Source organism: Steroidobacter sp., assembly GCF_036402275.1.
Taxonomy (GTDB): domain Bacteria; phylum Pseudomonadota; class Gammaproteobacteria; order Steroidobacterales; family Steroidobacteraceae; genus Steroidobacter.
In genome coordinates, this window is record NZ_DASWTF010000033.1 from 419,271 (window position 1) to 444,370 (window position 25,100).

Genomic DNA, 25,100 nt, shown 5'->3' on the forward strand with positions numbered 1-25,100 from the left:
CGCGGCTCCGCGAATAAAGGTGTGCCGTAACATGACACACCATTTTCCGCGGCTCAACCTTCGACGTGTCAGGTGGTATGAGGCGCGCCGGCGGGATCGGAAGAACCTGTCGCACCAGACTCGACAGGCACGTCGGCGTGCGCCATCTCATGATGTTCCTGACCGCGATGCCAGTAAGTCTTCACTCGCGCGGTGAAGCCGTAGATGTAGGTGTAGAACACCGGCACGATCAGCAAAGTCAGCAGCGTCGACGTGATGACGCCACCGATCACCGCGCGCCCCATCGGCGCCAGCAATTCGCCGCCGGCGCCGACGCCGATGGCCATGGGCAACATGCCGAAGATCATGGCGAGCGTCGTCATCAGAATCGGGCGCAGACGCACCTGCCCGGCTTCGAGAATCGCTTCGCGCACGCTCTTTCCGGCGCGGATCGCCTGATTGGTGAAGTCCACGAGCAGAATCGCGTTCTTGGTCACCAGGCCCATCAGCATGATGAAGCCGATGATGGAAAAGATGTTGAGCGTGGTGCCCGTGAATAGCAGCGCCAGCAGCACGCCGATCAGCGACAGGGGCAGCGACACCATGATGGCGATGGGCTGCAGGAAGCTGCCGAACTGCGACGCCAGCACGAAGTAAATGAATATCACCGCGAGCAGCAGGGCCGCGCCGGCCGCAGCCGACGTCTCGTTCATTTCCTGCTGGCCGCCGCTGATATCGAAGCGATATCCCGGCGGCAGCTGCATGGCCTTCACGATGTTTTCAGCGTCGGTGCCCACGTCGCCCGACGGGCGGCCCTGCGCGTTGCCATAGATGGTGATGCGTCGTTGCAGGTTCAGGCGTTTGATCTGCTGCGGGCTGGTGGTGTCGACGAAGTCGGCGACCTGACGAATGGGCACCAGCAGCGGGTTGCCGTTGGCATCGGTGCGAGTGCTGGTCACATACAGATCGCCCAGATCGGATGCGATCTCACGACGTTGCTTCGGCAGCTGCACGATGACATCGTAATCCTGACCGTCCGGACCGAGCCAGGTGCTGATCTGATCGCCCGCGATCAGCGGTCGCAACGCGTTGCCGATGCTGGCCGTCGTGAGACCCAGATCGCTCGCCAGCTCATTCTTGATGCGCACGGCGACAGTTGGATTGGAGCCGCGCTCGCTGCTCTCCAGGTCCGCGATGCCCGGAATGGTCGACAGTCGCTTCATCAGCTCTTGCGACAGTTCGGTCAGCTTGCTGTTCTCGGGACCGAGAATGGAGATCACCACCGGTTGATTCATGCCGCCCATCGTCAGACTCAGGCCCGCGAAGCTCGACAAACGGTTGCGAATCTGCGCTTCGATCTCTTTCTGCGACGGTCGATCGAACAGCTCCTTGTCCTTCAGCAGCACGCGCACCCGCGCGTAGTTGCGACCTTCGTCGGTGCCGATCGTCGAGACGATGCTGTCGACGCCTTCGATTTCGCGGATCGCCGCTTCGGCGTCGCGGATCTTCGCGTCGGTGTATTCGAGGCTCGAGCCGATGGGCGTGTTCATGCGGATGAACATGATGCCTTCGTCCTGTTGCGGCACGAACTCGGTGCCCACTTTCGGCACGAGGAAGAAGCTGCCGACGAACGAAACCAGAGCAATGAGCAACGACACGGAGCGCGGGCTGAGGCTGACCCGACCGGCGATGCGATAACGCCGGCCGCTCAACACCCAGCGCAGCAACCGGTCGTACACGTGGTGCGCATATTCGATGACGCTCTCGACGCGCTCCATCACCCTGCCCAGCCAGGGCGCGCGACGGAAGCGGTTCTTGGTCGGATCCGGCCACACCGACGACAGCATGGGATCGAGCGTGAAGCTCACGAACAGCGACACCAGCACCGCGACGGCGACAGTGATGCCGAACGGCTTGAAGAACTTGCCGATGATGCCGTCCATGAAGGCGACCGGGATGAACACCGCCAGAATGGCGAACGTGGTCGCCATGACCGCGAGCCCGATTTCGCTGGTGCCTTCGAGCGCCGCGGTCCGATGGCTCTTGCCCATATCGGCGTGACGCACGATGTTCTCGCGCACCACGATGGCGTCGTCGATCAGCAGACCGATACACAGCGACAGCGCCATCAAGGTCATGAAGTTCAGCGTGTAGCCGAACGCGTTGAGGGCGATGAAAGTCGCGATCACCGAGATCGGCAGCGTCAGGCCGGTGATGACGGTGGACCGCCACGAGTGCAGGAACAGGAACACGATCAGGATGGTCAGCAGCGCGCCTTCGAGGATGGTTTCCTTGACGCGATCCAGCGAGCCTTCGATGAACTTCGCATCCGACCAGAGCGTGCGAATGACGATGTCGGGCGGCAGCCGCGAGGAGAGATCGGCGATCGCCTCTTCGACACCTTTGCCGACCTCGACCATATTCGCTTGCTGGACCTTGTAAACGTCCAGCGAGACCGAGCGCATGCCGTTGCTGCGCGAGATGGACATCTCTTCCGCCTCGCCGTCGACGATGTCCGCGACCTGATGCAGATAAACGGGCGCGCCGCCCTGGTTGGCGACGATGATGCGCTCGAAGTCGCGCGGGTCTTTCATCTTGCCTTCGACGCGAACCAGCTGTTCCTGCGGACCGCGCGAGATCATGCCGGCGGGCAAATCCTGATTCGCCGCGCGCACCGCTTCCACGACCTGATCGACGCCGACTCTGAAACTCTGCAACGCCTCGGGCCGCAGGAAGATCTGCACCTGCCGCTCGACCGCGCCGCCGACGGAAACACTGCCGACGCCGTACGAGTTCTGCAGCCGCTTGACGATCTGCTGATCGGTGATGGTCGAGACTTCCCGCAAGCTGCGCGTCGTCGAGTACACGACCAGGCTGACCACCGGCTCGGTGGAGCTGTCGTTGCTGGCGCGAGAGATCATCGGCTCGCGCACATCTTCGGGCAGTGAAGGACGAACCTGCGCGACTTTGTCGCGGATCTCCTGGGTCGCCGCGACCGCGTCGACTTCCATTCGGAAGTCGATCATCAGGAAACCATTACCCTCGCGGGCGGTGGCGTAGATGTTCTTGACGCCATCCACGCCGTTGATGACGTTCTCCAGCGGCTTGATGACATCGTTCTCGATCGCCTCGGGCGAGGCGCCCGGATAACTGACCGAGACGAAGGCCTGCGGAACGTTGATCTCGGGCATCTGCTCGACCGGCAGCAGCCGATACGAATACAGGCCGAGCACCACCAGTGCCAGCATGATCATGGTCGCGAAGACCGGCTGATTGACGCTGGTTCGAGTAATCCACATGTGAGTTACGCCGGCGAGCTGTTAATTGCGGGCGACTTCGCTCGCGACTGCCGCAGTCGCTTCCGACTTGCGCACGCGCGCCACCGCCCCGGCCTTGTCGTCGCCGATGTCGGCGACGATCACCTGATCGCCGGCGCGCAGACCTTCGCGGACTTCGACGAACGCGTCGCCCTTGTTGCTGGGGCCGAGCTTCACCGGAGTGCGAACGATCTTCTCGTCGCGCAGGACATAGACATAAGTGACGCCTGCTTCATCACGCACGGCGCGCTGCGCGACTGCGAGCACTGGCTCGGTCGCGTTCAGCATGAGCTCGCCTTGCGCGAACATGCCGCCCTTGAGCGCGCTGTCCGCATTCGGAACGGCGATGTAAATCATGATGGAGCGCGAGCCATCGGCGGTCATCGGATTGATCCGCTGCACTTCGCCCGCGAACGTGCGGTCGCCAAAACCGCTGACGCGGAAGTGCACCTTCTGTCCGACGCGCACCGCCGGAATCTCGGCGGAGGGTACGGCAGCCTCGAGCACCATTTGTTTCAAATCGACCAGCGTGACGATTTCCGAATCCGGCGACACCTTCTCGCCCGGCTGCACCAGCCGCTTGGCGACGGTGCCGGAGAACGGCGCGCGAATGACGGCGTCGTCGAGGTTGATCTTGGCGACGCGCGCCTGGGCTTCGGCGAGCTTGAAGCTCGCGACGCTGGCGGCGTAGGCGCTCTCGGTCTGTTCGAACGTGTTTTGTGAAATGAACTTCTGTTCGAGCAGCGCGCGATTCTTGTCGCGATTCAGCCGGGCGAGATCGAGATCGGCGCGCGCCTTGTCGACCGCCGCCGCTTCACGATCGTATTGAGCCTGCAGATTGCGAGTGTCGACGCGGGCAATCACGTCGCCCTCGCGCACGTCCTGACCTTCGCGCAGCCGCAGTTGCTCGACCTCACCGCCGACTTTCGACTTCAACGTCGCCTGCACGAACGGAGCGATAGAGCCGGACAACGGCAAGGCGCGTGACAACACACGAGATTCGACAGATGCAACATCGACCGCCGCGAGCTCGATCGGGGCTGCAGCGGCAGCAGGCGTGCCAGGCGCCGCCGCGGCCGGCGACGCCGCCGGATCGCGCATAGCAAACCATGCGATTGCGCCCGCAATGGCAAGCAACGCGACGATGATTCCGACTTTCATCGGGTCGATGTGCGAAAACGAGCCGCCGCGATCCTGTTCAACCGTCGCTCCCTCCTGGCTGCCTGTTTCCTGGACCGGCGCGGCGTGCCGAAATTCCGCAGGACGCGTCGGGAACGGCGTGACCGCCGCGGCATGGGGCGGATCCGTCCGATCGACGGTGTCGAAACGCGCGGAAGGCTGGTTTGCACTGGTTTTCATTGCGGATTCCACGACCGGAGTGTCCTGAGCCGGCGGCAAAGTCAGGCTTAGAACACCGGACTTCGCCTCGAGTTGCACCCGTTCCCTGTTGGCCAGAGGGCGCGGTTCCTGATTTGACGACGCGAAAGCGTAAAAGGTTACAAGCCAACGAAAATTCTTTCCGAGACTTCGGTCCGTGTCCGGAGCGCCGGCCCCGAATTCAGGGTACGCCTATACCTGCTTCAGCTTCCAACGGCCGCGCCGGAACAGCACCAGGCTCCACAGGGCCAGCACCGAGAACCCGATCGGCACTGCAATGAATACCCCCAGCGGCCCGAGTCGGAAAAAGTCCGCCAGCAGCCAGGCGAGCGGAATCTGAAACAGCCAGAAACAGAAGAAATTCAGCCGCGTCGGCGTCCAGGTATCGCCCGCGCCATTGAACGCCGCCTCCAGGCACATACCCGCTGCATACAATGGAAATGCCAGGCTGACTATCCACAGCGCGCGAATGCCATGCTCCAGCACCGGCGGATCGTCGGTGAACAACCGCACCAGCGGCCCCGAGCCGAACACGAACACCAAGCCGACGACGCCGAGAAACATCACATTGAAGCGGGTCGCGATCCGGATCGCCTCCTCGGCGCGCTCCGGTTTGCCGGCGCCCAGATTCTGTCCCACCAGCGTCGCGCCCGCGTTCGCCAATCCCCACGCCGGCATGAGCGCGAACATCACGATGCGCATGGCGATGGTGTATCCCGCCAGCGCGGCGCTGCCGAAAGCCGCGAGAATTTTGAACAACCCCACCCAGCTGGTCGTGCCGATCAGCAGCTGCGCGATGCCCGTGCTGGCCGTGGTCATGATGGATTGCAGATCCACGAGCACTGGCTTCAGATGACGCAGCCGAACCCGTACGCGGCTATGGAATCCAGCGAGGTGCCACAACTGATACAGCACGCCGGTGCCGCGGCCGATGTTGGTCGCCACCGCCGCGCCGGTCACACCCATTTCAGGGAACGGTCCCCAGCCGAAAATGAAAAAAGGACCGAGCACAATATTCAAAGCATTCGCCAGCCAGAGCGTGCGCATGGCCAGCACCGCATCGCCGGCGCCGCGGAAGATGGCGTTGATCAGGAAGATCATGAACACCGTCACATTGCAGCCGAGCATGATGCGCGCGAAGTCGGAGCCGAGCGACACGATGCTTTCGCTGGCGCCCATGAGCCGGAGAATGTCCGACGCAAAGTAGCTCATCGCCAGCCCCATGGCCGCCGAGAGCGTGACACCGAGCAGGATGATTTGGCCCGCGGCCTGGGCGGCGCGCTCTGCATCCTTTTCTCCGATGCGCCGGGCAACGATGGCGGTTGCCGCGAACGAAATGCCGATGGCCACGGCATAAACGAGCGTCATCACCGATTCGGTGAGGCCGACTACCGCGACGGCGTCCGAGCCGAGCCGCGACACCCAGAACACGTCGACCACGGCGAACAGAGATTCCATGATCATTTCCAGGACCATGGGCACCGCCAGCAACAGCACGGCGCGATTCAGCGGCACCGACGTGTAATCGAGGTGCTCGCCCTTCAGCGACAGGCGCACCACCTGCCAGAAGGAAAGATCGGGCTGCGCGGCGGCAGGCTGGACGGTGGAGCTGGACATGAGGGCGGCGATTGTACTCATCCGGCACTTGTATTGCCGCCCGCAACCAATGACGTAACCAGGGAAAAACTCACATTCGCAAGCGCTGCAAATCGGTTACCTTTGTGTCTTCCGACCAACAGTAAAGAAAGGCACGACCTCGGCGATGCTCCCTCCCTTCCGACTGCGCAACTGGCTGCTCGCAATCCCCGCTTCCCTGATCGCCGCCGTCTCCTGGTCCCAGCCGCTGCCTGCCGGAAAACCGCAGACCAAGTCCGCCTCGGTGCTGGTGGTCGATGAGGGGGACGCCACGGTGCTGTTCGCCAAGCAGTCGCAGAAGGTCATGCCGGTGGCGTCGATCACCAAGCTGATGACGGCGCTGGTGGTGCTGGAAGGCAAGCAGCCGCTCGACGAAGTCGTGACCATCCAGCAGGCCGACCGGGATGGCACCAAGGGCAACGCCTCGCGTCTGGCCGTTGGCGCCAAGCTCACTCGCGGCGAGTTGCTGCATCTGGCCCTGATGTCCTCCGAGAATCGCGCCGCCCAGGCGGTGGGGCGCGCCTACCCGGGCGGCTTGCCCGCGTTCATCAAGGCGATGAATGCCAAGGCCAAGGCCCTGGGCATGAAGAACTCGCGCTTCGTCGATCCCACAGGCTTGTCCAACGGCAACGTGGCGACCGCCTCGGATCTGGTCAAACTCGTCGTCGCTGCCTCGCATGAGCCGCTGATCGAGAAGTACTCGACCAGCGAGAAGCTGACCGTGCCGGTGGGGCGTCAGTTGCTCGAATTCCGCAACACCAACTCGCTCACGCGCAAAGACGATTGGGATATCTCGGTGCAGAAGACCGGCTTCACACAGGACGCGGGCCAGTGCCTGGTGATGAGAGCCACCATTCAGGATCGTCCCACCGTGATCGTGCTGCTGAATTCGTTCGGCAAGCTCACGCGCGTCGCCGACGCACGTCGCATCCGCCGCTGGATGGAAGGCGGCTCGAGCGGCACGCAGATCGCCCGCGCCGGCAAGTAACTCCTCTTCTCCTCCGCCGCTCCGGCATTCACCGGCGACCCACCGCGGTTCGCCGGTAGTTCGCTTTTTTCGCAATTGCCGTTGCAACCCTTTTTGGAAAGCTCGCGTCAGAAGCTACGAACACCGCGATAACGCGGAGCAACCAAGAGTAAAGAGGAGATAAATCATGTACGCCGTCAGCAAAGCCACCCAGAGCACTCAGCGCGCTGTTTGCATGTTGATGTCCGTCGCCATCGTCGCGTTGTCCCTGACCTTCGGCGCGGTTGGCGTGAAGTCGATGGAACACGTCGGTTACAGCGTGACTGTGACGCAGCTGCAGTGACAGGAGCGCTGATCATGCGCTCTACAAGCTCAACTCCGCGGACTGTTCGCCTCATCGGCGGCAGCCGCGGAGTCAGAGGGACCGAGACCCGCTCGGTAGCATGGATGCCTGGTATCGCTCTCGCCTGATTCCCGCCAGTTTTGCAGGATCGGGCCAGAAGCTGCCCGGATCTTGCTACCGCGCCCCCGGCGCCGATTTCTAGACTGCCTCCCGTGTTCTGATTCTTCGGTCGACAGTGGCCAAGGCCCTTTCGATACAAACATTGGGAGCCGTCAAATGTCACAGCAGAAAGTCTGGTTCATCACTGGCGCTTCGCGCGGCATCGGCGCGGAGATCGTCAAAGCCGCGCTCGCAGCCGGCGACAACGTCGTCGCCACCGGCCGCAATCGCGATCAAATCGCCGCCACGTTCAAACAGTACGGAGAGCGTGTGCTGGCGGTCGAGCTCGATGTGAGCAAGGAGTTGCATGCGTTCGCCGCGGTGGAAGCCGCCGTCGCACGCTTCGGCCGCATCGACGTGCTGGTCAACAACGCGGGCTACGGCCAACTCGGCGTGTTCGAAGAAAACAGCGCGGCCGAGATTCAGCAACAGTACGACACGAATGTGTTCGGCACGTTCAACGTTACACGCGCGGCGCTGCCGATCATGCGCAAGCAACGCAGCGGACACATTTTCAATGTTTCTTCGATGGGCGGCGTCACTGGCTTTCCGGCCGCGGCGATTTATTGCTCGACCAAATTCGCCATGGAAGGGTTCGCCGAATCGCTGGCGCTGGAAGTGGCGGAGTTCGGCATACGCGTCACCCTCGTCGAGCCGGGCTTCACTCGTACGGACTTCCTGGACAACAGCTCGGCGCGGTATGGCACGCGCAAGGTGACGGGTTACGAGCAACTATCGCCCAAGCTCAAAGCCGAGTACGACAGCTACAACCACAAGCAGGGCGGCGACCCCGCGAAGCTCGCGGCAGCATTGGTGACACTGGCCAACAGCGCGCAACCTCCACTGCGTTTCGCATCAGGCTCGGATGCTTTCGAGCGCATCACCAGCAAGCTCGCCGGAATGCAGCGCGAGTTGCACGACTATCAGAAACTGTCGGCGTCGGTGGACGGCGCTGGCTGAGACGCCAGCACAGGATAAGAGGAAGAGGCGTCGGTGGTTTGCGCCGTCCGAGGTGACCTCCCTCCTTCCGGCACCGTGCTCCCCCTCAGTCGCGCTCACGCGCGACGTCGTCGGGTCCCGTCCCTGGGCGCACTTTGCCGAAAAGGTCCCTCTTTCTCGACAATGCCGGAAGAAGGGAGGTCACCTCGAACGACGCCTCAGCGTTGGATGGCACATTCCAACTCCGGAAAGCCCGCCGCAGGCAGAATTAATAAATATCTTAATTCCCCCTCCCGTCCACGGGAGGGGGCTAGGGGGTGGGTCTTCCGGCCGGCGAGTGCGAAACTCAAAGATCGACGAATACGGTAAAGCCACCGTAGCTCATGCGCTTCATATCGAACGGCATTTTGTCCATGTCCGGGGCGAGCCGCGGGTCTTTCATGACCTTGGCGTTGACCTTGTCGCGATGCGCGCGCGACTTGTAAAGAATCCACGAAAACACCACGACCTCGTTGGTCTTGGGCTTGGTGAGCTTCGGAAACGGCGTACCGAATTTCACTTTCAGATCGTCGCCGACACATTCGCAATATTCCAACGCGCCGTATTCCTTCCAGATCTTGCCGGCTTTTTTGGACATGGCCTCGTAGGCCTTGAGATTTTTCTTCGGAACGACGATGACGAATCCGTCGGCGTAGCGTGGCATGTCGTGCTCTCCCGAGGTTGCGGCGGTACACTTCAGATTAGCACGTGCAACCAGGAGCCTCGCCATGCCGGACAGCATCGTGTTCTTCCACAACCCGCAGAGTCGCGCCCGCATCGTGCACTGGATGTTGGAGGAAGTCGGCGTTCCATATAAAACGGAACTGCTCCGCTTCGACCGCGGCGAGCACAAATCGAAACAATATCTGGCCCTGAATCCCATGGGCAAAGTGCCCGCGATCAAGCACGGCGACACTGTCGTCACGGAAGCGGCCGCGATCTGTGCATACCTTGCGGATGCATTTCCTGCCGCGAATCTCGCGCCCGCAGTCAATTCACCCGAGCGCGGCACATACTATCGCTGGATGTTCTTTGGCGCGGGCTGCGTCGAACCTGCGATCGTCGATCGCCTGTTCAATCGCCCCCAAGTGGACCGGCCGGGCGCGCTGGGCTACGGCAGCTATGAAGATACGTTGCACGCGCTGGAACAAGCGGTCTCACGCGGCCCGTTCATTCTCGGCGAGCGCTTCAGCGCCGCCGATGTTTATATCGGCTCGCAGATCGTTTGGGGAACGCTGGTCAAGGCGCTCGAGCCACGCAAGGCGTTTCAGGACTACGTGGCCCGGTGCAGCGAGCGGCCGGCGTTCAAACGCGCGGCCGCTCAGGACGAGAAATATATAAAGGAGCTGCAGCAGCAGGCGTGACTCAGCGCGCCGTCACCACCGGCAGCTCGATCGCGCTGGCCTTCTCCGGCGTGCGCCAGATGCGCTGAGTCGCCTTCACGTAGCTCTCGGGTTTGGCGAACATGATGTTCGGCACGAACGTCTGCGGATTGCGATCGTACAGAGGGAACCAGCTCGACTGGATCTGCACCATGATGCGATGCCCAGGCAGGAAGGTATGGCTCGTCTGCGGTAGCGCGATCTCATACGACAGAGCTTCGTTCGCGGTCAGCGGCTGTGGATTGGCGAGGTCGGCACGGTAACGGCCGCGGAAGATATCGGCCGACAACATCTGCTGATAGCCGCCGAGGTTCGGGCGCGAGGGCACTTCGTCCGGCCACACGTCGATGATCTTTACAACCCAGTCCGAATCGCTGCCGCTGGTGGAAGCAAACAAACGCGCGATCGGTTCACCGGCGAGCCGCACTGGCTCGGTCAACGGCTCGGTCTGATAGACGAGCACGTCGGTGCGCGAGCCCGCGTGACGCTGATCGTCGACCAGCCATTCGCCCCAGCCCGACTCCGCCGCGCTCATCGGCAGCGTCGGCCGCTGCCGATACGGCACGGGCTTGGCCGGATCGGAAATGTATTCGTCATAGTCGCCCTCGCCCGCACCCGGCGCTTCGAACCCCAGCCGCCCGCCGGACAGCAAGTAGAGCGAACGTGATTTCTGCTCGCACGCATCGGCGCAGGAGCGTGGCCAGTGATCGTACTCGCGCCATTCGTTGGCGCCCGTCTCGTACACCAGCACGCGAGGCGTGTTCGGCTTCGGCGCGTCCTTCAAGTAGTGATCGAGGAACGGCTGCATGACCTTGCTGCGAAACCAGCCGGCCGTGTCGCCATTGAATTCGAGCGAACCGAGGCTGCGGCCTTCGCGACGTCCCTGGCCGTGATTCCACGGCCCCATCACCAGGTGCACCAGCTCGCCATTCGGATCCTTGGGTGCGAGCGTCTTGTACAGCGCCGGGCTGCCATAGATGTCCTCCTGATCGAACAGGCCGCCCACGATCATCATCGGCACCTTGACCGGCTGCCTGGCGAGCAACTTGTCGACGGCCTGCTCCTGCCACCACGAGTCGTAGCTCGGATGTTCGGAAATGGCGCGCCAGAATCCGAGTTGTTCCAAGCCGCGTGATTTGGCCAGCGCACCGGCAGATCCGGCGCGCAGGAACGTGTCGTAGATGTCGTAGCTATCCCACCACCATTTGAAGGAACCGCTGCGCGTGGACTGCTGACCGTAGATGAACTCCAGCGCAGCGCCCTGGCGGAACGCGCCGTTATGAAACCAGTCGTCGCCCATCCAGCCATCGATCATGGGCGCGAACGGCACGGCCACTTTGAGCGCGGGATGCGGGTTCACTGTCGACATGACAGTGGTGTAACCCTCGTACGAACCGCCGATGGTGCCGACACGGCCGTTGCTCTCCGGCACATTCTTCACCAGCCAGTCGATGGTGTCGTAGGCGTCCGTGGCGTGATCCACTTTGGTGGGATTCAACGGCCCGCGCAGCGGGCGAGTCAGCACGTAATCGCCTTCCGAGCCGAATTTCCCGCGCACGTCCTGATAAACGACGATGTAACCCGCTTCGACATTCGTGTCATTCATCTGTGGCACGACCGCGGCCAGTCGCGGGCTGTTGAAGCGAGACACGCGGCCGCCGGCGTTATAAGGCGTGCGCGTCATGATCATCGGCGCCTTCGCATCCTTGGTCGCGCCTTTCGGGATCAGGATGAAGGTCTTGAGCTTCACCCCGTCGCGCATCGGAATCATGACTTCGCGCCTGGTGTGATCGTAGCTCTCGACGCTGGGTGTGAACTTTTCCGGCGTTTCGCTCGGCAGCGATTTCACCCCCTGCGCAGCGCCGGCTTGCAGGCTCATGCCGAGCACCAGCACGCCGACCAGATGACAACTATTCCGCTGGGCCACCTTGTCCTCTCCTCGTGGGCAAACGATGCAGGCCGGCGAGCTTAGTCAAGATGGATCCAAATCGCGACACTCGCTATCATCGCCACGTCTCCCCCGTACGCCGAAGCCCGGATGCCGCACATCGAACTGCCGCGCGCGCTCGAGGATTACTTTGCGTTCGCTGAAACCGAGCCGACTCGTAACGGCCGTCGGTTCTCGATCACATTGCCGTATCTGGATGGCGAGCGCCTGGACCGGCTGCAGTGGTGGTATCACATCACGCCGGCGCAGGAGCAGATGTACGAGGGCGGAGGCCTGGCATTCTTTCGAAACCGCGCCATCGAGCGGTTTTGCCGGCATATAGAGCGCTGGCTGGATATCACGGCGCAACGGTTTCACGGCGACGAACCCATTCCACGACTCGGCTCACGGCAGGCCGGCTCCGCCGCTGCCACTATTGCGCCAGTTACATCGGCGCAAGCAGAGCTCGCGCCGGTCGAACGAGTCGTCAACGGTTAATACAAAGGGCCCGCAAGGGCTCGCAGCCGTATTGCATACAGGGATTCCCCGATGCCTGGCCGCATCCATTCGCTGTTGCCCGCGTTAATTGCGGCAATATCTTTTCAGAGCGCCCGAGCCGAACACCTTCCCATCACGGCGTTCGCGCGCATCCCCGCCATTCGCAGTGTCGCGATCTCGCCCAACGGCGAGCGCCTGCTCTATATCACTGGGCACGAGGACCGGGAGGTCCTGGTGACCATGCCGACCGCGGGCAATACGCCGCTTCACCCGGTGGTGGGCTCGCAGCCCGGCGAGTTCGATCTGAAGTGGTGCGGCTGGGCCAATGACAATCGCATTCTCTGCGGCGTGGCCGCGACCAGGACGATTCAGGGCAAGGTGTTTCCGATTTCACGGCTGGTCGCCGTGAACGCCGATGGCAGCAAGATGAGGGTGCTGATTCAGAACACCGATGCCGGCACGGCGCAGTTCCAGGACGAGATCCTGGACTGGACCCCCGAGGAGCCCGATTCGGTGCTGATCGAGCTCGACATCGAACGCACCGGGCATCCAGGTGTGTACGAGTTGAACGTCGACACGGGTCGGCAGGGGATTCGAGCTCGTCCGCACACGTCCATCCGCACGTTCTCCACCGACGGCTCGGGGAATATTCGTCTCGGCATGGGCTACACCAGCAACAGCACCACGCTGCAGTACTTCGCCCGCCTCGACAATGAAAAGAAATGGCTGCCGCTGACCAAGGTCGATCAGTTCAACGCCGGCGGCAGTCTCACCCCGCTGGCCGTGATCCCCGGCACCAACCGCGCGTTCGCGAGCGGCTTCTACGAAGGCCGCGAGGCGCTGTGGGAAATGGACATGACCGACCAGGCAAGCCCCACGCTGGTGTTCTCGCACCCGCTGGTGGATGCGGCCGACCCGCTGCTGACGCCGGATCGCAAGCTCATCGGCATCTGGTACGAGACCGACCGCCCGTTCGTTTATTACACCGACGAAGACCGGCGCGCGCTCATGAAGGCGGTCAACAAAGCGCTGCCAGACACCTTCAACTACATCAGTGACTACTCACAGGATCGCAAGACCTACGTCATCAGCGCATTCAGCGACGTCGAAGCCGCGACCTTCTATCTGCTCAGCGCCGAGACCAACAGGCTCAGCCGCATCCGCACGGCTTATCCGGAGCTGGATCCGAAGACGCTGGGACGCATGCAGAGCATCACCTATAAAGCGCGCGACGGCGTGGAAGTCCCGGGCTATCTCACCGCGCCCGTCGGTGTGCGGGCGGAGAAACTACCGCTGATCGTCATGCCCCACGGCGGACCGATCTCGCGTGATTCCTGGGACTTCGATTTCTTGCGTGCGTTCCTCGTGAATCGAGGCTACGCCGTGCTGCAAATGAACTTCCGTGGCTCCTCCGGCTATGGCGACGCCTGGTACAGCGACGCTCACCAGGATTGGGGCGGACTCACTTACAACGACATCACCGACGGCACGCGCTGGGCGATTCAACAAGGCATCGCCGATCCGCAGCGCGTTTGTATCGTCGGCTGGAGCTTCGGCGGCTATGCGGCCCTGCTCTCTGCGGTTCGGAACAACGATCTGTATAAGTGCTCGGCCAGCATCGCCGGCGTCAGCGATCTGAAAGATCTGCTCCGCGAGGCGCGCTACTACTACTCGAAGGCGTTCATCCGCGAGCAGATCGGCACTAACAAGGAAAAGCTGATCGAGGACTCGCCGGTACGACACGCCGAAAAGATCAACATGCCGGTGTTCCTGATCCATGGCGATCGGGACGTGCAGGCGGACGTCGAGCATTCGCGGCAGATGGTCTCGGCGCTGAAAAAGGCCGACAAACCATACAAGGCCATCTTCCTCGAAGACGCCACGCATCAGCTGCGGCGCCAGTCCGATCGCGTCACGCTGCTGACAGAGCTCGAGAAGTTCTTGTCACAGCATCTGGGACCTGGCGTCGCCGCGCCCGGACCGTGAGCGCGATTCAGTCGTCGGCGACGAGCCCCGTGCCGAGCGCGTGCTGCTCGTCCTCGAATTTCGCCATCGCGGTCAACATGCGACGGAAGCCGAGCTTGCGATAGAAACCTTCCTTGCCCGGATTCGCATACAGAATGATCTTACGGTGACCGGCCGACAACTCGGTGAGCTTGGCGACCAGCGCCTTGCCGAGGCCGCGACCCTGATAGTCCGGATGCACGACGATATCGCATAGATAGGAGCAGTCGCGGCCATCCGCCAAAGCGCGACCCGCTCCGATCAGCTTGCCATCCTCGAGCACGAAACATTTGAACCGGCTGTTGCCGAACACCAGGCGCAGATGGTCCGCGCTCTTGTTGCCCAGCGGCGCGATCCGATACAGCTCCGACAGCTCCTGCCAGTCGATGGAGTCCTGCTCGAACAGCCATTGTTCGGTGCTCATGGTGCTACCGATACTGATCTATCGATATTGGCGATCGCGGGTCTTGAGCTCGATCTTGGCGCCGAAGTGATACACCACGCTGAAGCTGATGGTGCCGATTTCCTGCTCGCGGTCGACCACCGAATAGCCCAGCGCGACACCCAGCGAATTACCCATGAATTCCGGCTGATGCTCGATCTCGATGCCGTACGTGTCCTGCTCGTACAGATCGCCGCCCGAGAGCGTCACGCGCACGCTGTCCAGCGGATACCAGCTGGCATTGAAAATATCCGATTCGAGCTTGGGACCGTCCTCCAGTTCGGTGGAGGTATGAACCGCGCCCACAGTGAAGTCCCACAAGTAGGCTTCGGCGGCGACGCGATAGTAGTCGGTGCCGAGACTGTCATCGCCAGTGGAAACGAACACCGACTCGTCGCCGCAGTCCGAGGACAGCTCGCCCTGGCCGTACGAAGCCGAAATTTTGCCGAGCGTCGGCCGCCGCGCGAACACCGTCGCCGCGGCGTCGTAATTATTGAAACGGCACGACGGACGCGAACCTCCCTGTGAAGCCACGTCGAGCAAAACGTCGCTGGTGCGCGCCGTGGTGCGCGAATAGTTGCCTGCCAGCGAGGCGCCGAACCACTCGCCGATCGGCAGCGTGGCCACGCCGTTCAAACCGAAAGTGCCGTTCGACGTGCTGTCCTTGGTGTCGCTGTCGCTGGCGATCAAGCCGAGCGAGAAGTTGGTCGACTCCACGGCGCGTCGAGGCGTGTCGCGAGCAAAGTCCTGCTCCGCGCCCACAGCGACGTTGCCAACCAACTGCAGCGCTGCCAACACTGACGCGCCGATGTAAATTTTTTGCGAGGTCATGATGTACGTGCTCACAGAGCAGGCGTGGGCTGCACGACGATTTGCGAGCTGCCGGCAACGAACAACGTGCCGCCGTCAGGCGTGATGGCCATCCGTACGCCGGTGCCCGGGTCACCCACGAGTGGCACGGCAGCGCCGAGTGGAGCGTACGCGGCTTCGTCCCGATCCACACTGACGTCGTAAACCACGATGCCGCCCGCCGTCGGATCGTATGCATAGGCGCGCTTGCCATTCGGCTTGAGCACGACGGCAGCGGTCGTAGTCGGCAACGTGCCGAGGAATGCGAACGCACCGTCATACACGCGCAGGCCGTTGAGCACGACTCGAGTGACACTGCGGTCGATCGCCGGCGGCACGGTGTTCTGCCGCAGCGTCGGCGTTCCCGCGGAAGAAAGCTGGTTGCCCGCTGTCAAATATTTGTAGACAGCCACATCGCTGGTCAATGTCGGATCGCCCTGGACAATCACCGCGGCGCTGCCGTTCGCGGCCATCACGGGCGTGCCGTTATTCAGCTCGGGGCTGGCGATGAGGAGCACTGCGTTAGTGCCCGGATCGTAGATATATCCAGGCGTCGTGCCGCTGGTGGTGAGACTGGTCGTGATCAGCGCGCGATTGTCGTTGCCCACCACGATGTTCTTCAGCGCCGAATTCGTTTCGAGCGACGGCGCTGAGACCGCCGTACCGAGCGCGAGCGTCACCGGATCGATCGGCACGAGCGTGGTCGAGGTGATGCCGAAGATCTGCGAACCGGTCGCGGTCAAGGCGGCGTCGAGCAATGCGGCCGTGGCCTGCGTCGGCGTGGACCATGCTCCGTTCTCGTAGGCGTAGCGAGCGAGCGGACCCGACGCCGCATCGGTCACCACCAGCAACGCGCGCCGCTCGAAGTCGTAGGACAGCGATCGAACCACGCTGGCTCCGGACGGATGCGCCAGCGTCGTGGCGGCGTATGCAACGGGATCGACCACCACTAGGTTCACCGAAGTTGGGATTTCGCCGTCGTGGTCCGGTGCCATCAGACGAACCGGGTACGTACCGGCTGGCAGCGGGCCATGGGTGGCGGCTATCTCGGTGCCGCTGCTGTTGATGTTGTTGGTGTCGATATTGATGGCCGGCGTATCGCCAAATCGCACGCCGTTCACGTTGAAGTTACGAAAGCCGAGACCGCCAATGAGGACCGTGTCCGTGGTGTTGGCAACCGCCACGTACGGCGCGACTCGCTGAATGACGGGCGAGACCTGATAGTTGACGGAAACCGTCGCTGAACTGCCCGCCGACAGGCGGGTGCACGTGGCGTCGGCGCAGGTGTAACCGGTCACCGCGACCGCTCCGACGAAAGCGCCGGGGCCGATCGTGTTCGCCGCCGCCGGCGTGACCGTGATCTGCGCTGTACGGCCGTTCAGCACTGAGGTGGCCGATGTGATTGCTGCGCCACTATGCACGACGGCCAGATGCGCAATGTCCTCACCGAATGTGGCGGTGAAGGTTTGCGCAGGTACCGTCGCGTCGAGGGTCGCCGCGCGGAAAGTAATCGCATTGGTGGAGATTTCGGTCCGGGTGGCTTCGTCGCCCCCGCCGCCGCTGCAACCGGCGAGCACCCCGATCAATAAAAACCCTGCTACGCGGCGGGCACCGGGCAGATAGTGCACTTGCTGTGTTCCTACGACATTCGGAAAAGGCGGCGATTGTCGCAGGAAGGGAGGGCTAGTGCACCTACGACGGTACGCGACCCTCCCAGGGTTAGCTGAACCCTGCCGTCAGGACGGCCCGCGGAGCACACTGTAATCAAGCATCCTTCGCAGGCCGCCGTCCTTTGATCCGCCCCAGGGCTTGGCCCTATAAGCCCTTATCCTTGGTCTCCCTGAGGAAGAACGTGCCGACGATGGCCGTCATGACCGCCACCGCGACGGGGTACCACAGGCCGTTATAGATATTGCCGGTGGCCGCCACGATGGCGAACGAGGTCACGGGCAGGAAGCCGCCGAACCAGCCGTTGCCGATGTGATACGGCAGCGACATGGAGGTGTAGCGGATGCGGGTCGGGAACAGCTCCACCAGCCACGCCGCGATCGGGCCGTACACCATGGTCACCAGAATGACCAGGTAGGTGCACAGCGCGATCACCATCGGGTAGTTCACCTCGTTCATGTTGGCCTTGGCCGGATAGCCCGCCTTGGCCAGCGCCGCCTTCAGCTGCGCGGTGAAACTGTCGCTGGCGGTCTTGAACTCCGCCTTGGCCAGCGTGTTGCCACGGAAGGAATTCAGCACCACGGCGTTGTCGCCCGTGCCGATGCGAACCTGCGCCACCGTGCCCGGCGGCGCCGCTTCGTTCGCATACGGCACACCCGTCTTGGCCAGCGACGACTTCACCACGTCACACGATTGAGTGAATGCCTTGCGACCGACCGGATCGAACTGGAACGAGCAATCCGCCGGATCGGCGATCACGGTCACCGGCGCGCTGGCCACCGCGCGCTCCAGCGCCGGATTGGCGAAATGCGTCAGTCCCTGGAACACCGGGAAGTAAGTGAGGGCCGCGAGCACGCACCCCGCCATGATGATCGTCTTGCGACCGATGCGATCGGACAGCGCGCCGAACACCACGAAGAACGGCGTGCCGATCACCAGAGCCGCGGCAATGATGAGATTCGCGGCCTTCGCATCGACCTGCAGAATCTTTTCCAGGAAGAACAGCGCATAGAACTGGCCGCCGTACCACACCACGGCCTGACCGGCGGTGGCGCCGAACAGCGCCAGCAGCACGATCTTCAGATTCTTCCAGTTGCCGAACGCTTCGGTGAGCGGCGCGGTCGACAGCTTGCCTTCGCTCTTGATTTCCAGGAACGCCGGCGATTCCTGCAGCTGCAACCGGATGTACACGGAAATGCCGAGCAGCACGATCGACAGCAGGAACGGAATGCGCCAGCCCCAGGTCTCGAACTCATCGCCCAGGGTCACGCGACAGATCAGAATGACCAGCAGCGAAAGAAACAAACCGAGCGTGGCGGTGGTTTGAATCCAGCTGGTGTACAGACCGCGCTTGCCGTTCGGCGCGTGCTCGGCGACATACGTCGCGGCGCCGCCGTACTCGCCGCCCAAGGCCAAGCCTTGTAACAAACGCAACAGGATCAGAATGATGGGCGCCGCGACGCCGATGGCCGCGTAGCTGGGCAACAGGCCGACGATGGCTGTCGACGCGCCCATGATGACGATGGTGATCAGGAAGGTGTGCTTGCGACCGATCAGATCGCCCAGTCGCCCGAACACCAGCGCGCCGAACGGGCGCACGAAAAACCCGGCGGCGAACGCCAGCAGCGCGAAAATGAAACCGGTGGTCTCGTTGACGCCGGAAAAGAACTGCTTGGAAATGATGGCCGACAGCGAGCCGTACAGATAGAAGTCGTACCATTCGAACACGGTGCCGAGCGATGATGCGAAGATCACGCGGCGATGCGAGCGGTCGATGCCGCTGGTGGCGGCGCCCGACAGCGCCTGTGGAGTGGTGGCCATGACTTTCCCCTGCAACGAATCCCGTTAGGTCAAAATGAATATCTCGCGACTGCTTGCACTCGTCGCATCGAGCCGCTCGCGCCGCTTTCTATTTCACGCTCGGCATGGCGCAGCTCGATGCCCACGTCGAGCTTCGCCACCGGCGAATAAAACGTATTGATAGCCCAGGACCAGCTCGACTTGTTCGCGCTGGCGCCAGTCAAAATTACATCGTTGTCGTATTCCGAAGCGGACAGCATCAAGGTGCTGCGCACCCGATCGTTCCACACATGGCGCCACGCCGCGAATGCCGCCCATCCGGAAATCGCTTCCAGCTCGCCCGTGGCCGTCAGCACCGCGTCGTTGGTGAAATTGACGCCGACATAACGGCCCAGGCCTTCACCGCCGGTGATCGAGAACCGCAGGTCGTGCGGACCGAAGTTGAATTTGCCGGCCAGCGACAACGCCGCGCCCTCGGTGCTGTCGTCGACTGCTGTAGCGCCTGTAGTCTCATATTTCAACTGACGCACCAGCGCCGCCGCACGCAGATACCCCTTGCCCCACTTCCAAGTGTAAGCCGCGGTGAGGTCCGGAATATTGTTGTCATCCGAAGCGATGCGCGTGCCGCCGCCGAACGGCGTGATGGTGGTCTCGGGATTTTCCGCCGAGAAAGACCAGTTGCCGAGCGTGTAACGGACCATCGGCTCGCGCACGAACACCGTGCCGTCGGTGGGACCGATGTAATCGGCGGTCTCGGGCAAGGCGCCCGCGTCCATGAAGTTGCTCCAGGTCTGACCGACCAGCCAGTTTCGATATTGAACGTAGGCGTGGCGTAGCAGGACACCATATGTGTTGGTGGCGCGCTCGTCTCCGAGCGACGAGCCGTACAAATCCACTTCGAAACGCGACGACAGCAAACCGCCGCCGGCGAGATCCGTGTCGGTGCCGAAGATGAAGCGCGATTGTTTGACGTGCGAGTCGAAGTCGGCGCCCTCGCCTACGCCGCCGACGGGAATGGTCGACGGCAGGTAGAAATCGCGGCCGATGCTGCCGTCGGCGATTTCGCCGTCGTCATAATCCGACCACATGCCGTCGAGCTTGACGAAGCCGCTGTACAGGAAGCGTGTTCCCGGCACGGCGTTCGGCGCGATGGGCTTGGGTTGCAGGGCCGGCGGATCGATGGGTGGCTTCGAGACGGCGCTCGCTGGCGCGGGCGCGCCGGACAGCTTTTGAGTCAGCTCTTGCAGTTGTCGCTCCAGTTCTTGTACTCGCGCTTCCAGCTTGCGCTGTTGCTCGTCCGCGGCCGCCGATTGTGGCTGGGCCTGCAGAGTCAGCGGCGCGCCAGCCATGCTGGCGACCGCCGACACGATCAAGACCTTCCGTAGCTCGATCATTGTCCATCCCCCGATGACAAGTCGGCGCGAGCATGCGCGCGCGGCTTGCGGACCGGCCATTCATCTTTGGTCGAAGCGGCGGCGGCCGCTATTCGACGAAAGTCGAATACTGACTCGACGCCTTTTCGGGAGAAGCTTGCGGTGGCGCGGTCGTGTCTTAGGCAATGGAGTTGCCGCCAGTGACTCAAGCATGGAGTATTGCGCGCTCAATGAAGCGCGCCGTCCTGATCGCCGATGACCATCCCCTGTTTCGTGACGCCTTGAAGCTCGCGGTGGCGCAAGCCGTTCCAGGCGCGCAGATCGTCGAGGCGGACACCGTCCACTCGCTGTTCGCCGCGCTCGACGCTCATCCCGATCCCGAGCTGTTGCTGCTGGACTTGAACATGCCCGGCGCGCACGGCTTCAACGCGCTCGTCCAGGCGCGAGCGAATTTTCCTACGGTGCCCATCGTCGTGATTTCCGCACGCGAGGACCGACGCATCATGCATCGAGCCCTGGGCCATGGCGCCGCCGCCTTTGTGCCCAAGTCCGCGTCCATCGATCTCATCGTGGCGGCGCTGCGCGCAGTGCTAGGCGGCGACACCTGGCTGCCAGCCTCGGCGACCAGTGGAAGCGGCGATCCAACTCCACTCGATCAACAGGAACTCGACGCGACTGCGCGCCTGGCGACCTTGACGCCGCAACAGTTTCGCGTGCTATCGATGCTGTCCGCGGGGCTATTGAATAAGCAGATTGCGGCCGAGCTGGACGTCTCGGAGGCGACCGTCAAAGCTCACGTGAGCGCGTTGATGCAGAAGCTCGGGGTCAGCAATCGCACTCAGGCGGTGTTACTCGCGCAGCGGCTCTCGCTCGATCAAGGACCGCCGGATAGCGCGACCTAGCTGGCCTGCGCCGCGTCTTCGATCTTGGGACGCGCCAGCGCTACTAGCAGCGCGCGCAAAGCCGCCGGACGCAGCGGCTTGCGCAAGACCTGGAATCCCAGCTCATTCGCTCGTTGCGCCAGAGTGGCCGTGCCATCGGCGGTAACCAACGCCCCCGCACGCAAGCGAACAGGATCGCGCGGCACCAGCTCGTCGAGCACATCCAAGCCCATCGGCTCACCGCCGAGATGATAATCGGCGAGCACCAGATCCGTGGGCTGCGTTCGCAAGACCTCGCGCGCTTGCACTGCTGTCGCGACGCAAATCACTTCGATGCCCCAGCGTGTCAGCAACTCGCGCATTGCATCGAGAATGTTTGGATCATCCTCCACGCACAGCACCTTCAGTCCTCGCAGTCCTGCGATGTTGCCTACGGGAGCCGTCGCAATCACTGGTTGACGCACGACACCCGTACCTCGCGGCACACTCACACTGAACGCGCTGCCCCGCCCTTGCACCGAGCGCACCGTGAGCTGCGTTTGCAGAATGCTCGCGATCCGATCGCAGATGGACAAGCCCAGGCCCAGGCCGCGCTCACCCCACGGCGAATGCTGATCGAGTCGACGAAACTCCTCGAAGATCACGCTCTGGCTTTCGGCCGCGATGCCCGGGCCGGTATCGATGACCTGAAATTCAATCCGATCGCCGGCGCGCCGACGAACTCCAAGCACCACCCGACCGCTGCGCGTGTAGCGCAACGCATTGCCAATCAGGTTTTGCAGCACTCGCCGTAGCATTCTCTGATCGGTGTACACCTGCACTCGAGTCGCATGCACTCGCAACTCCAGATTGCGTTGGGCTGCGACGGGCGCGAACTGTTCCTTCAACGATTCCAGCAGCGCGCCGGCGGAGAAGTTGCCGGGCTCGGGTCGAATCGCGCCCGAGTCGAGCCGGGAAATATCGAGCAATCCGTCGAGCAGTTCTTCAGCGGCATGCAACGAGTTCTCCACTCGATCCGCCAGCTGTTCGACCTGCGGACTCTGTAGCTGACTGGCTTGCCCGCGCAAAGCGGCGTTGAACAAGCGCGCCGCGTTCAACGGCTGCAACAGATCGTGGCTGGCAGCAGCCAGGAATCGCGTCTTGCCCAGATTGGCTTTCTCCGCGACTGCAGTAGCCTCGGCGAGCTGACGCGTCCGCTCGGCAACACGCTGCTCCAACGTTTCATTGATCTCGCGCAGCTCATCTTCGACATGCTTATAAGTCGTGACGTCGTTGAACGTGCTGACATAGCCGCCGTCCGGCAAAGGCTGTCCCCGCACTTCGATGACGCGACCGTCGCTACGCCGCCGTTCCGACAGATGCGTGGAGCCGGCGCGCATGTGCGCCAGCCGCTTTTCGACATGCGTTTCCGCATCTCCGGGCCCATACCAGCCGCGCGCCGCGTTGTATTTCATCAGCTCCGCGATGGGCCGGCCGGCGCGCATCAACTCGGGCGGATAATCCAGCAGCTCGACATAGCGACGATTCCACGCCACCAATCTCATATCGGCATCCACGACGCTGATTCCTTGCGGCATGTTCTCCATCATGGCTTCCAACAGCTCGCGATTGAAACGCAACTTCTGCGACGCCTCGTCGAACAGCGTGACCACTTCACTGAATTGCAGGCCGGCGCCGCGCAATGCGCTGGTCAACACCATGCGCCCCGAAGCCGCACCGAACGCACCGGCCAGCTCACGTTCCAGCCCTTGTAACAAACCAACGTCGGCGCGCTGCGTCGGCGAGTACTCGCGATCTTGCTCCTGCGCATATTGTTTGAACCAGGCTTGCGCGGCCGCCGGCCCCAGCAGTCGCGCAGCCAGCAATTGCAGGTCGGCGACCGTGGCCGATCCGGGCAATAACTTCGCACGTCGCGCATCGGAGCCAGCAATGCGAGGCGCAAGTTGCAAACGTTCGCCGATGGCGGGCGGCGAATACAAAGACATGCCGACCAACGTGGCGATGTTCACCAAGAGCGACCAGAACACACCGTGACTGAGCGGATCGGGTCCGGCAAAACCCAGTAACGAATGGGGCGCGAGCACGCCGATGCCGAACGGCCCCTCGGCGATCCACGAAGGCATCACGCCTTCGACGCTCGCGAAGGTCGGCAGCAGCAACGTGTATATCCAGATCAGAAATCCGCCGCACAGCCCGGCCAGCACGCCGACCCGACTCGCGCCTGACCAATACACCGCGCTGACGACCGCAGGAGCGAATTGCGCCACCGCCGCGAACGCGAGCAAACCGATGGAAGCGAGGCTTGAACCATTTGGCACGAGGCGAAAGAAACCGAACGCGACCAGCAGAATGGCAAGGATGGCGCCGCGACGGATCCAGAGAATGCCGCCGACCGCGAAACCGGGAGCACCGAGCGCTGGCCGCCGCCAACGCAACAGCGCGGGCAGCACGAGGTCGTTACTCACCATCGTCGACAACGCCACGGTCGCGACGATCACCATGCCCGTGGCCGCGGAGAAACCTCCTAAATAGGCCAGCAGTGCCAACCAGTCATGACCCGCGCTGAGTGGCAACCAAAGCACGAACGAATCCGGCGACACCGAGCCACTGGCGGCGCCCGCGGCAATCGCCGCAGCGGCGATGGGCACGACCACGACGCTGATGAGCGCCAGATACAACGTGAACCACCAGCGCGCATGACGCACATCGTCGACATCGGCGCATTCCACCACGCCGATCTGAAACTGCCGCGGCAAACAAAAGATGGCGGTCAGCGACAGCAGCGTCTGCGTGACGAACGAAATGGAATGATCGACTCCGGCCGGCATCTGGCGCGCCGTTTCGAGCAGCGGCCCGACGCCGTCGAGCTGCGTGAGCGCGAAGATAGAGACGAACAGCAGCGCCACGATTTTCACGAGCGATTCGGCAGCGATGGCGAGGACCATGCCGGGATGATGTTCGGTGGCATCCACCTGCCGCGCGCCGAACAGGCTCGAAAACAAAGCGAGCATCAGCGCCACCAGCAGCGCACTGTCGCGATACCACGCCACCGTTTCTGCCGGCGCGCCCGCCGACAGTACCTCGATGCTCATCGAAATGGCCTTCAGCTGAAGCGCGATGTATGGAATGGCGGCGGTCAACGCGATCAGTGTGACTGCCACGGCCACTTGCGGAGAGCGGCCGAACCGGGCGGCGAGCAGATCGGAAATCGACGTGGCGTTCTGCTGCTTGGCCATCCGCACCAGCCGCTCGAAGAACGGCAGTAGGAACACGAACACCAGCATGGGCCCGAGATAAATAGGCAAATAACTCAGGCCGTCGCGGACCGCGGTGCCGACCGCGCCATAGAAGGTCCAGCTGGAGCAGTACACGGCCAGCGCCAGGCTGTAGATCAGCGGCCGCAGTCGGACGTGATCGGGATAGAAACGACGGCGATCGCCCCACCACGCGATGGCGAACAGGCCACACACGTAGACCAGCGAAGCGACCAGGAGCCCCCATCCCGAGATCATGGCCGCATA

Annotated in this window: 18 protein-coding genes; 7 read left to right on the forward strand and 11 right to left on the reverse strand. The window is 62.8% G+C overall.

The features are described from left to right. Positions 1-68: 68 nt before the first annotated feature. The 3 genes from VGD45_RS17325 to VGD45_RS17335 all read right to left on the reverse strand — a co-directional run bounded on the left by VGD45_RS17325 (position 69) and on the right by VGD45_RS17335 (position 6,311). Positions 69-3,278 (reverse strand): efflux RND transporter permease subunit, encoded by a 3,210-nt coding sequence (locus tag VGD45_RS17325; protein WP_331156587.1) that lies wholly within the window; start codon positions 3,276-3,278, stop codon positions 69-71. 21 nt (positions 3,279-3,299) lie between these two features. Beyond that, complete coding sequence (locus VGD45_RS17330) at positions 3,300-4,655, reverse strand: efflux RND transporter periplasmic adaptor subunit (protein ID WP_331156588.1); 1,356 nt, start codon at positions 4,653-4,655, stop codon at positions 3,300-3,302. A gap of 210 nt (positions 4,656-4,865) precedes the next feature. Then, positions 4,866-6,311: an MATE family efflux transporter gene (locus tag VGD45_RS17335; protein ID WP_331156589.1), complete on the reverse strand. Its 1,446-nt coding sequence runs from the start codon at positions 6,309-6,311 to the stop codon at positions 4,866-4,868. Positions 6,312-6,435: 124 nt separating this feature from the next. Between VGD45_RS17335 and pbpG the strand changes: the two genes are divergently transcribed. The 3 genes from pbpG to VGD45_RS17350 all read left to right on the forward strand — a co-directional run bounded on the left by pbpG (position 6,436) and on the right by VGD45_RS17350 (position 8,737). Continuing rightward, positions 6,436-7,296, forward strand: a complete 861-nt coding sequence (gene pbpG, locus VGD45_RS17340) for a D-alanyl-D-alanine endopeptidase (RefSeq protein WP_331156590.1) — start codon at positions 6,436-6,438, stop codon at positions 7,294-7,296. A gap of 166 nt (positions 7,297-7,462) precedes the next feature. Next, entirely contained in the window at positions 7,463-7,618 is a 156-nt protein-coding gene (locus VGD45_RS17345) for a hypothetical protein (RefSeq protein WP_331156591.1), read from the forward strand. A gap of 276 nt (positions 7,619-7,894) precedes the next feature. Next, on the forward strand, positions 7,895-8,737 hold the full coding sequence (locus tag VGD45_RS17350; protein WP_331156592.1) for an oxidoreductase: 843 nt from the start codon (positions 7,895-7,897) through the stop codon (positions 8,735-8,737). A 325-nt stretch (positions 8,738-9,062) separates the two neighbouring features. On the opposite strand, the gene VGD45_RS17355 is transcribed toward VGD45_RS17350, so the two are convergent. Beyond that, positions 9,063-9,419: a DUF1428 domain-containing protein gene (locus tag VGD45_RS17355; protein WP_331156593.1), complete on the reverse strand. Its 357-nt coding sequence runs from the start codon at positions 9,417-9,419 to the stop codon at positions 9,063-9,065. Positions 9,420-9,483: 64 nt separating this feature from the next. On the opposite strand from VGD45_RS17355, the gene VGD45_RS17360 reads away from it, so the two are divergent. Next, positions 9,484-10,119 (forward strand): glutathione S-transferase family protein, encoded by a 636-nt coding sequence (locus tag VGD45_RS17360; protein WP_331156594.1) that lies wholly within the window; start codon positions 9,484-9,486, stop codon positions 10,117-10,119. A 1-nt stretch (position 10,120) separates the two neighbouring features. Here VGD45_RS17360 and VGD45_RS17365 read toward each other — a convergent pair whose 3' ends face one another. Next, positions 10,121-12,064 (reverse strand): CocE/NonD family hydrolase, encoded by a 1,944-nt coding sequence (locus VGD45_RS17365; RefSeq protein ID WP_331156595.1) that lies wholly within the window; start codon positions 12,062-12,064, stop codon positions 10,121-10,123. Between the two features lie 111 nt (positions 12,065-12,175). Between VGD45_RS17365 and VGD45_RS17370 the strand changes: the two genes are divergently transcribed. Then, positions 12,176-12,562 (forward strand): hypothetical protein, encoded by a 387-nt coding sequence (locus tag VGD45_RS17370; protein ID WP_331156596.1) that lies wholly within the window; start codon positions 12,176-12,178, stop codon positions 12,560-12,562. A gap of 51 nt (positions 12,563-12,613) precedes the next feature. After that, positions 12,614-14,548, forward strand: a complete 1,935-nt coding sequence (locus VGD45_RS17375) for a S9 family peptidase (protein WP_331156597.1) — start codon at positions 12,614-12,616, stop codon at positions 14,546-14,548. A gap of 7 nt (positions 14,549-14,555) precedes the next feature. On the opposite strand, the gene VGD45_RS17380 is transcribed toward VGD45_RS17375, so the two are convergent. The 5 genes from VGD45_RS17380 to VGD45_RS17400 form a co-directional block, all read right to left on the reverse strand. Beyond that, entirely contained in the window at positions 14,556-14,990 is a 435-nt protein-coding gene (locus tag VGD45_RS17380) for a GNAT family N-acetyltransferase (protein ID WP_331156598.1), read from the reverse strand. Positions 14,991-15,008: 18 nt separating this feature from the next. Then, on the reverse strand, positions 15,009-15,839 hold the full coding sequence (locus tag VGD45_RS17385; protein ID WP_331156599.1) for a hypothetical protein: 831 nt from the start codon (positions 15,837-15,839) through the stop codon (positions 15,009-15,011). A gap of 11 nt (positions 15,840-15,850) precedes the next feature. Next, on the reverse strand, positions 15,851-17,485 hold the full coding sequence (locus tag VGD45_RS17390) for an IPT/TIG domain-containing protein (protein ID WP_331156600.1): 1,635 nt from the start codon (positions 17,483-17,485) through the stop codon (positions 15,851-15,853). Positions 17,486-17,672: 187 nt separating this feature from the next. After that, entirely contained in the window at positions 17,673-19,346 is a 1,674-nt protein-coding gene (locus VGD45_RS17395; protein ID WP_331156601.1) for an MFS transporter, read from the reverse strand. A 29-nt stretch (positions 19,347-19,375) separates the two neighbouring features. Further along, positions 19,376-20,719, reverse strand: a complete 1,344-nt coding sequence (locus VGD45_RS17400) for a DcaP family trimeric outer membrane transporter (RefSeq protein WP_331156602.1) — start codon at positions 20,717-20,719, stop codon at positions 19,376-19,378. A gap of 209 nt (positions 20,720-20,928) precedes the next feature. Between VGD45_RS17400 and VGD45_RS17405 the strand changes: the two genes are divergently transcribed. Then, positions 20,929-21,600 carry a response regulator transcription factor gene (locus tag VGD45_RS17405; protein ID WP_331156603.1) on the forward strand — a complete coding sequence of 224 codons (672 nt, stop codon included), beginning with the start codon at positions 20,929-20,931 and terminating at the stop codon, positions 21,598-21,600. On the opposite strand, the gene VGD45_RS17410 is transcribed toward VGD45_RS17405, so the two are convergent. Then, positions 21,597-25,091, reverse strand: a complete 3,495-nt coding sequence (locus tag VGD45_RS17410; protein WP_331156604.1) for a PAS domain-containing hybrid sensor histidine kinase/response regulator — start codon at positions 25,089-25,091, stop codon at positions 21,597-21,599. The two genes, VGD45_RS17405 and VGD45_RS17410, sit on opposite strands and share 4 nt — an antisense overlap. Positions 25,092-25,100: the final 9 nt, after the last annotated feature.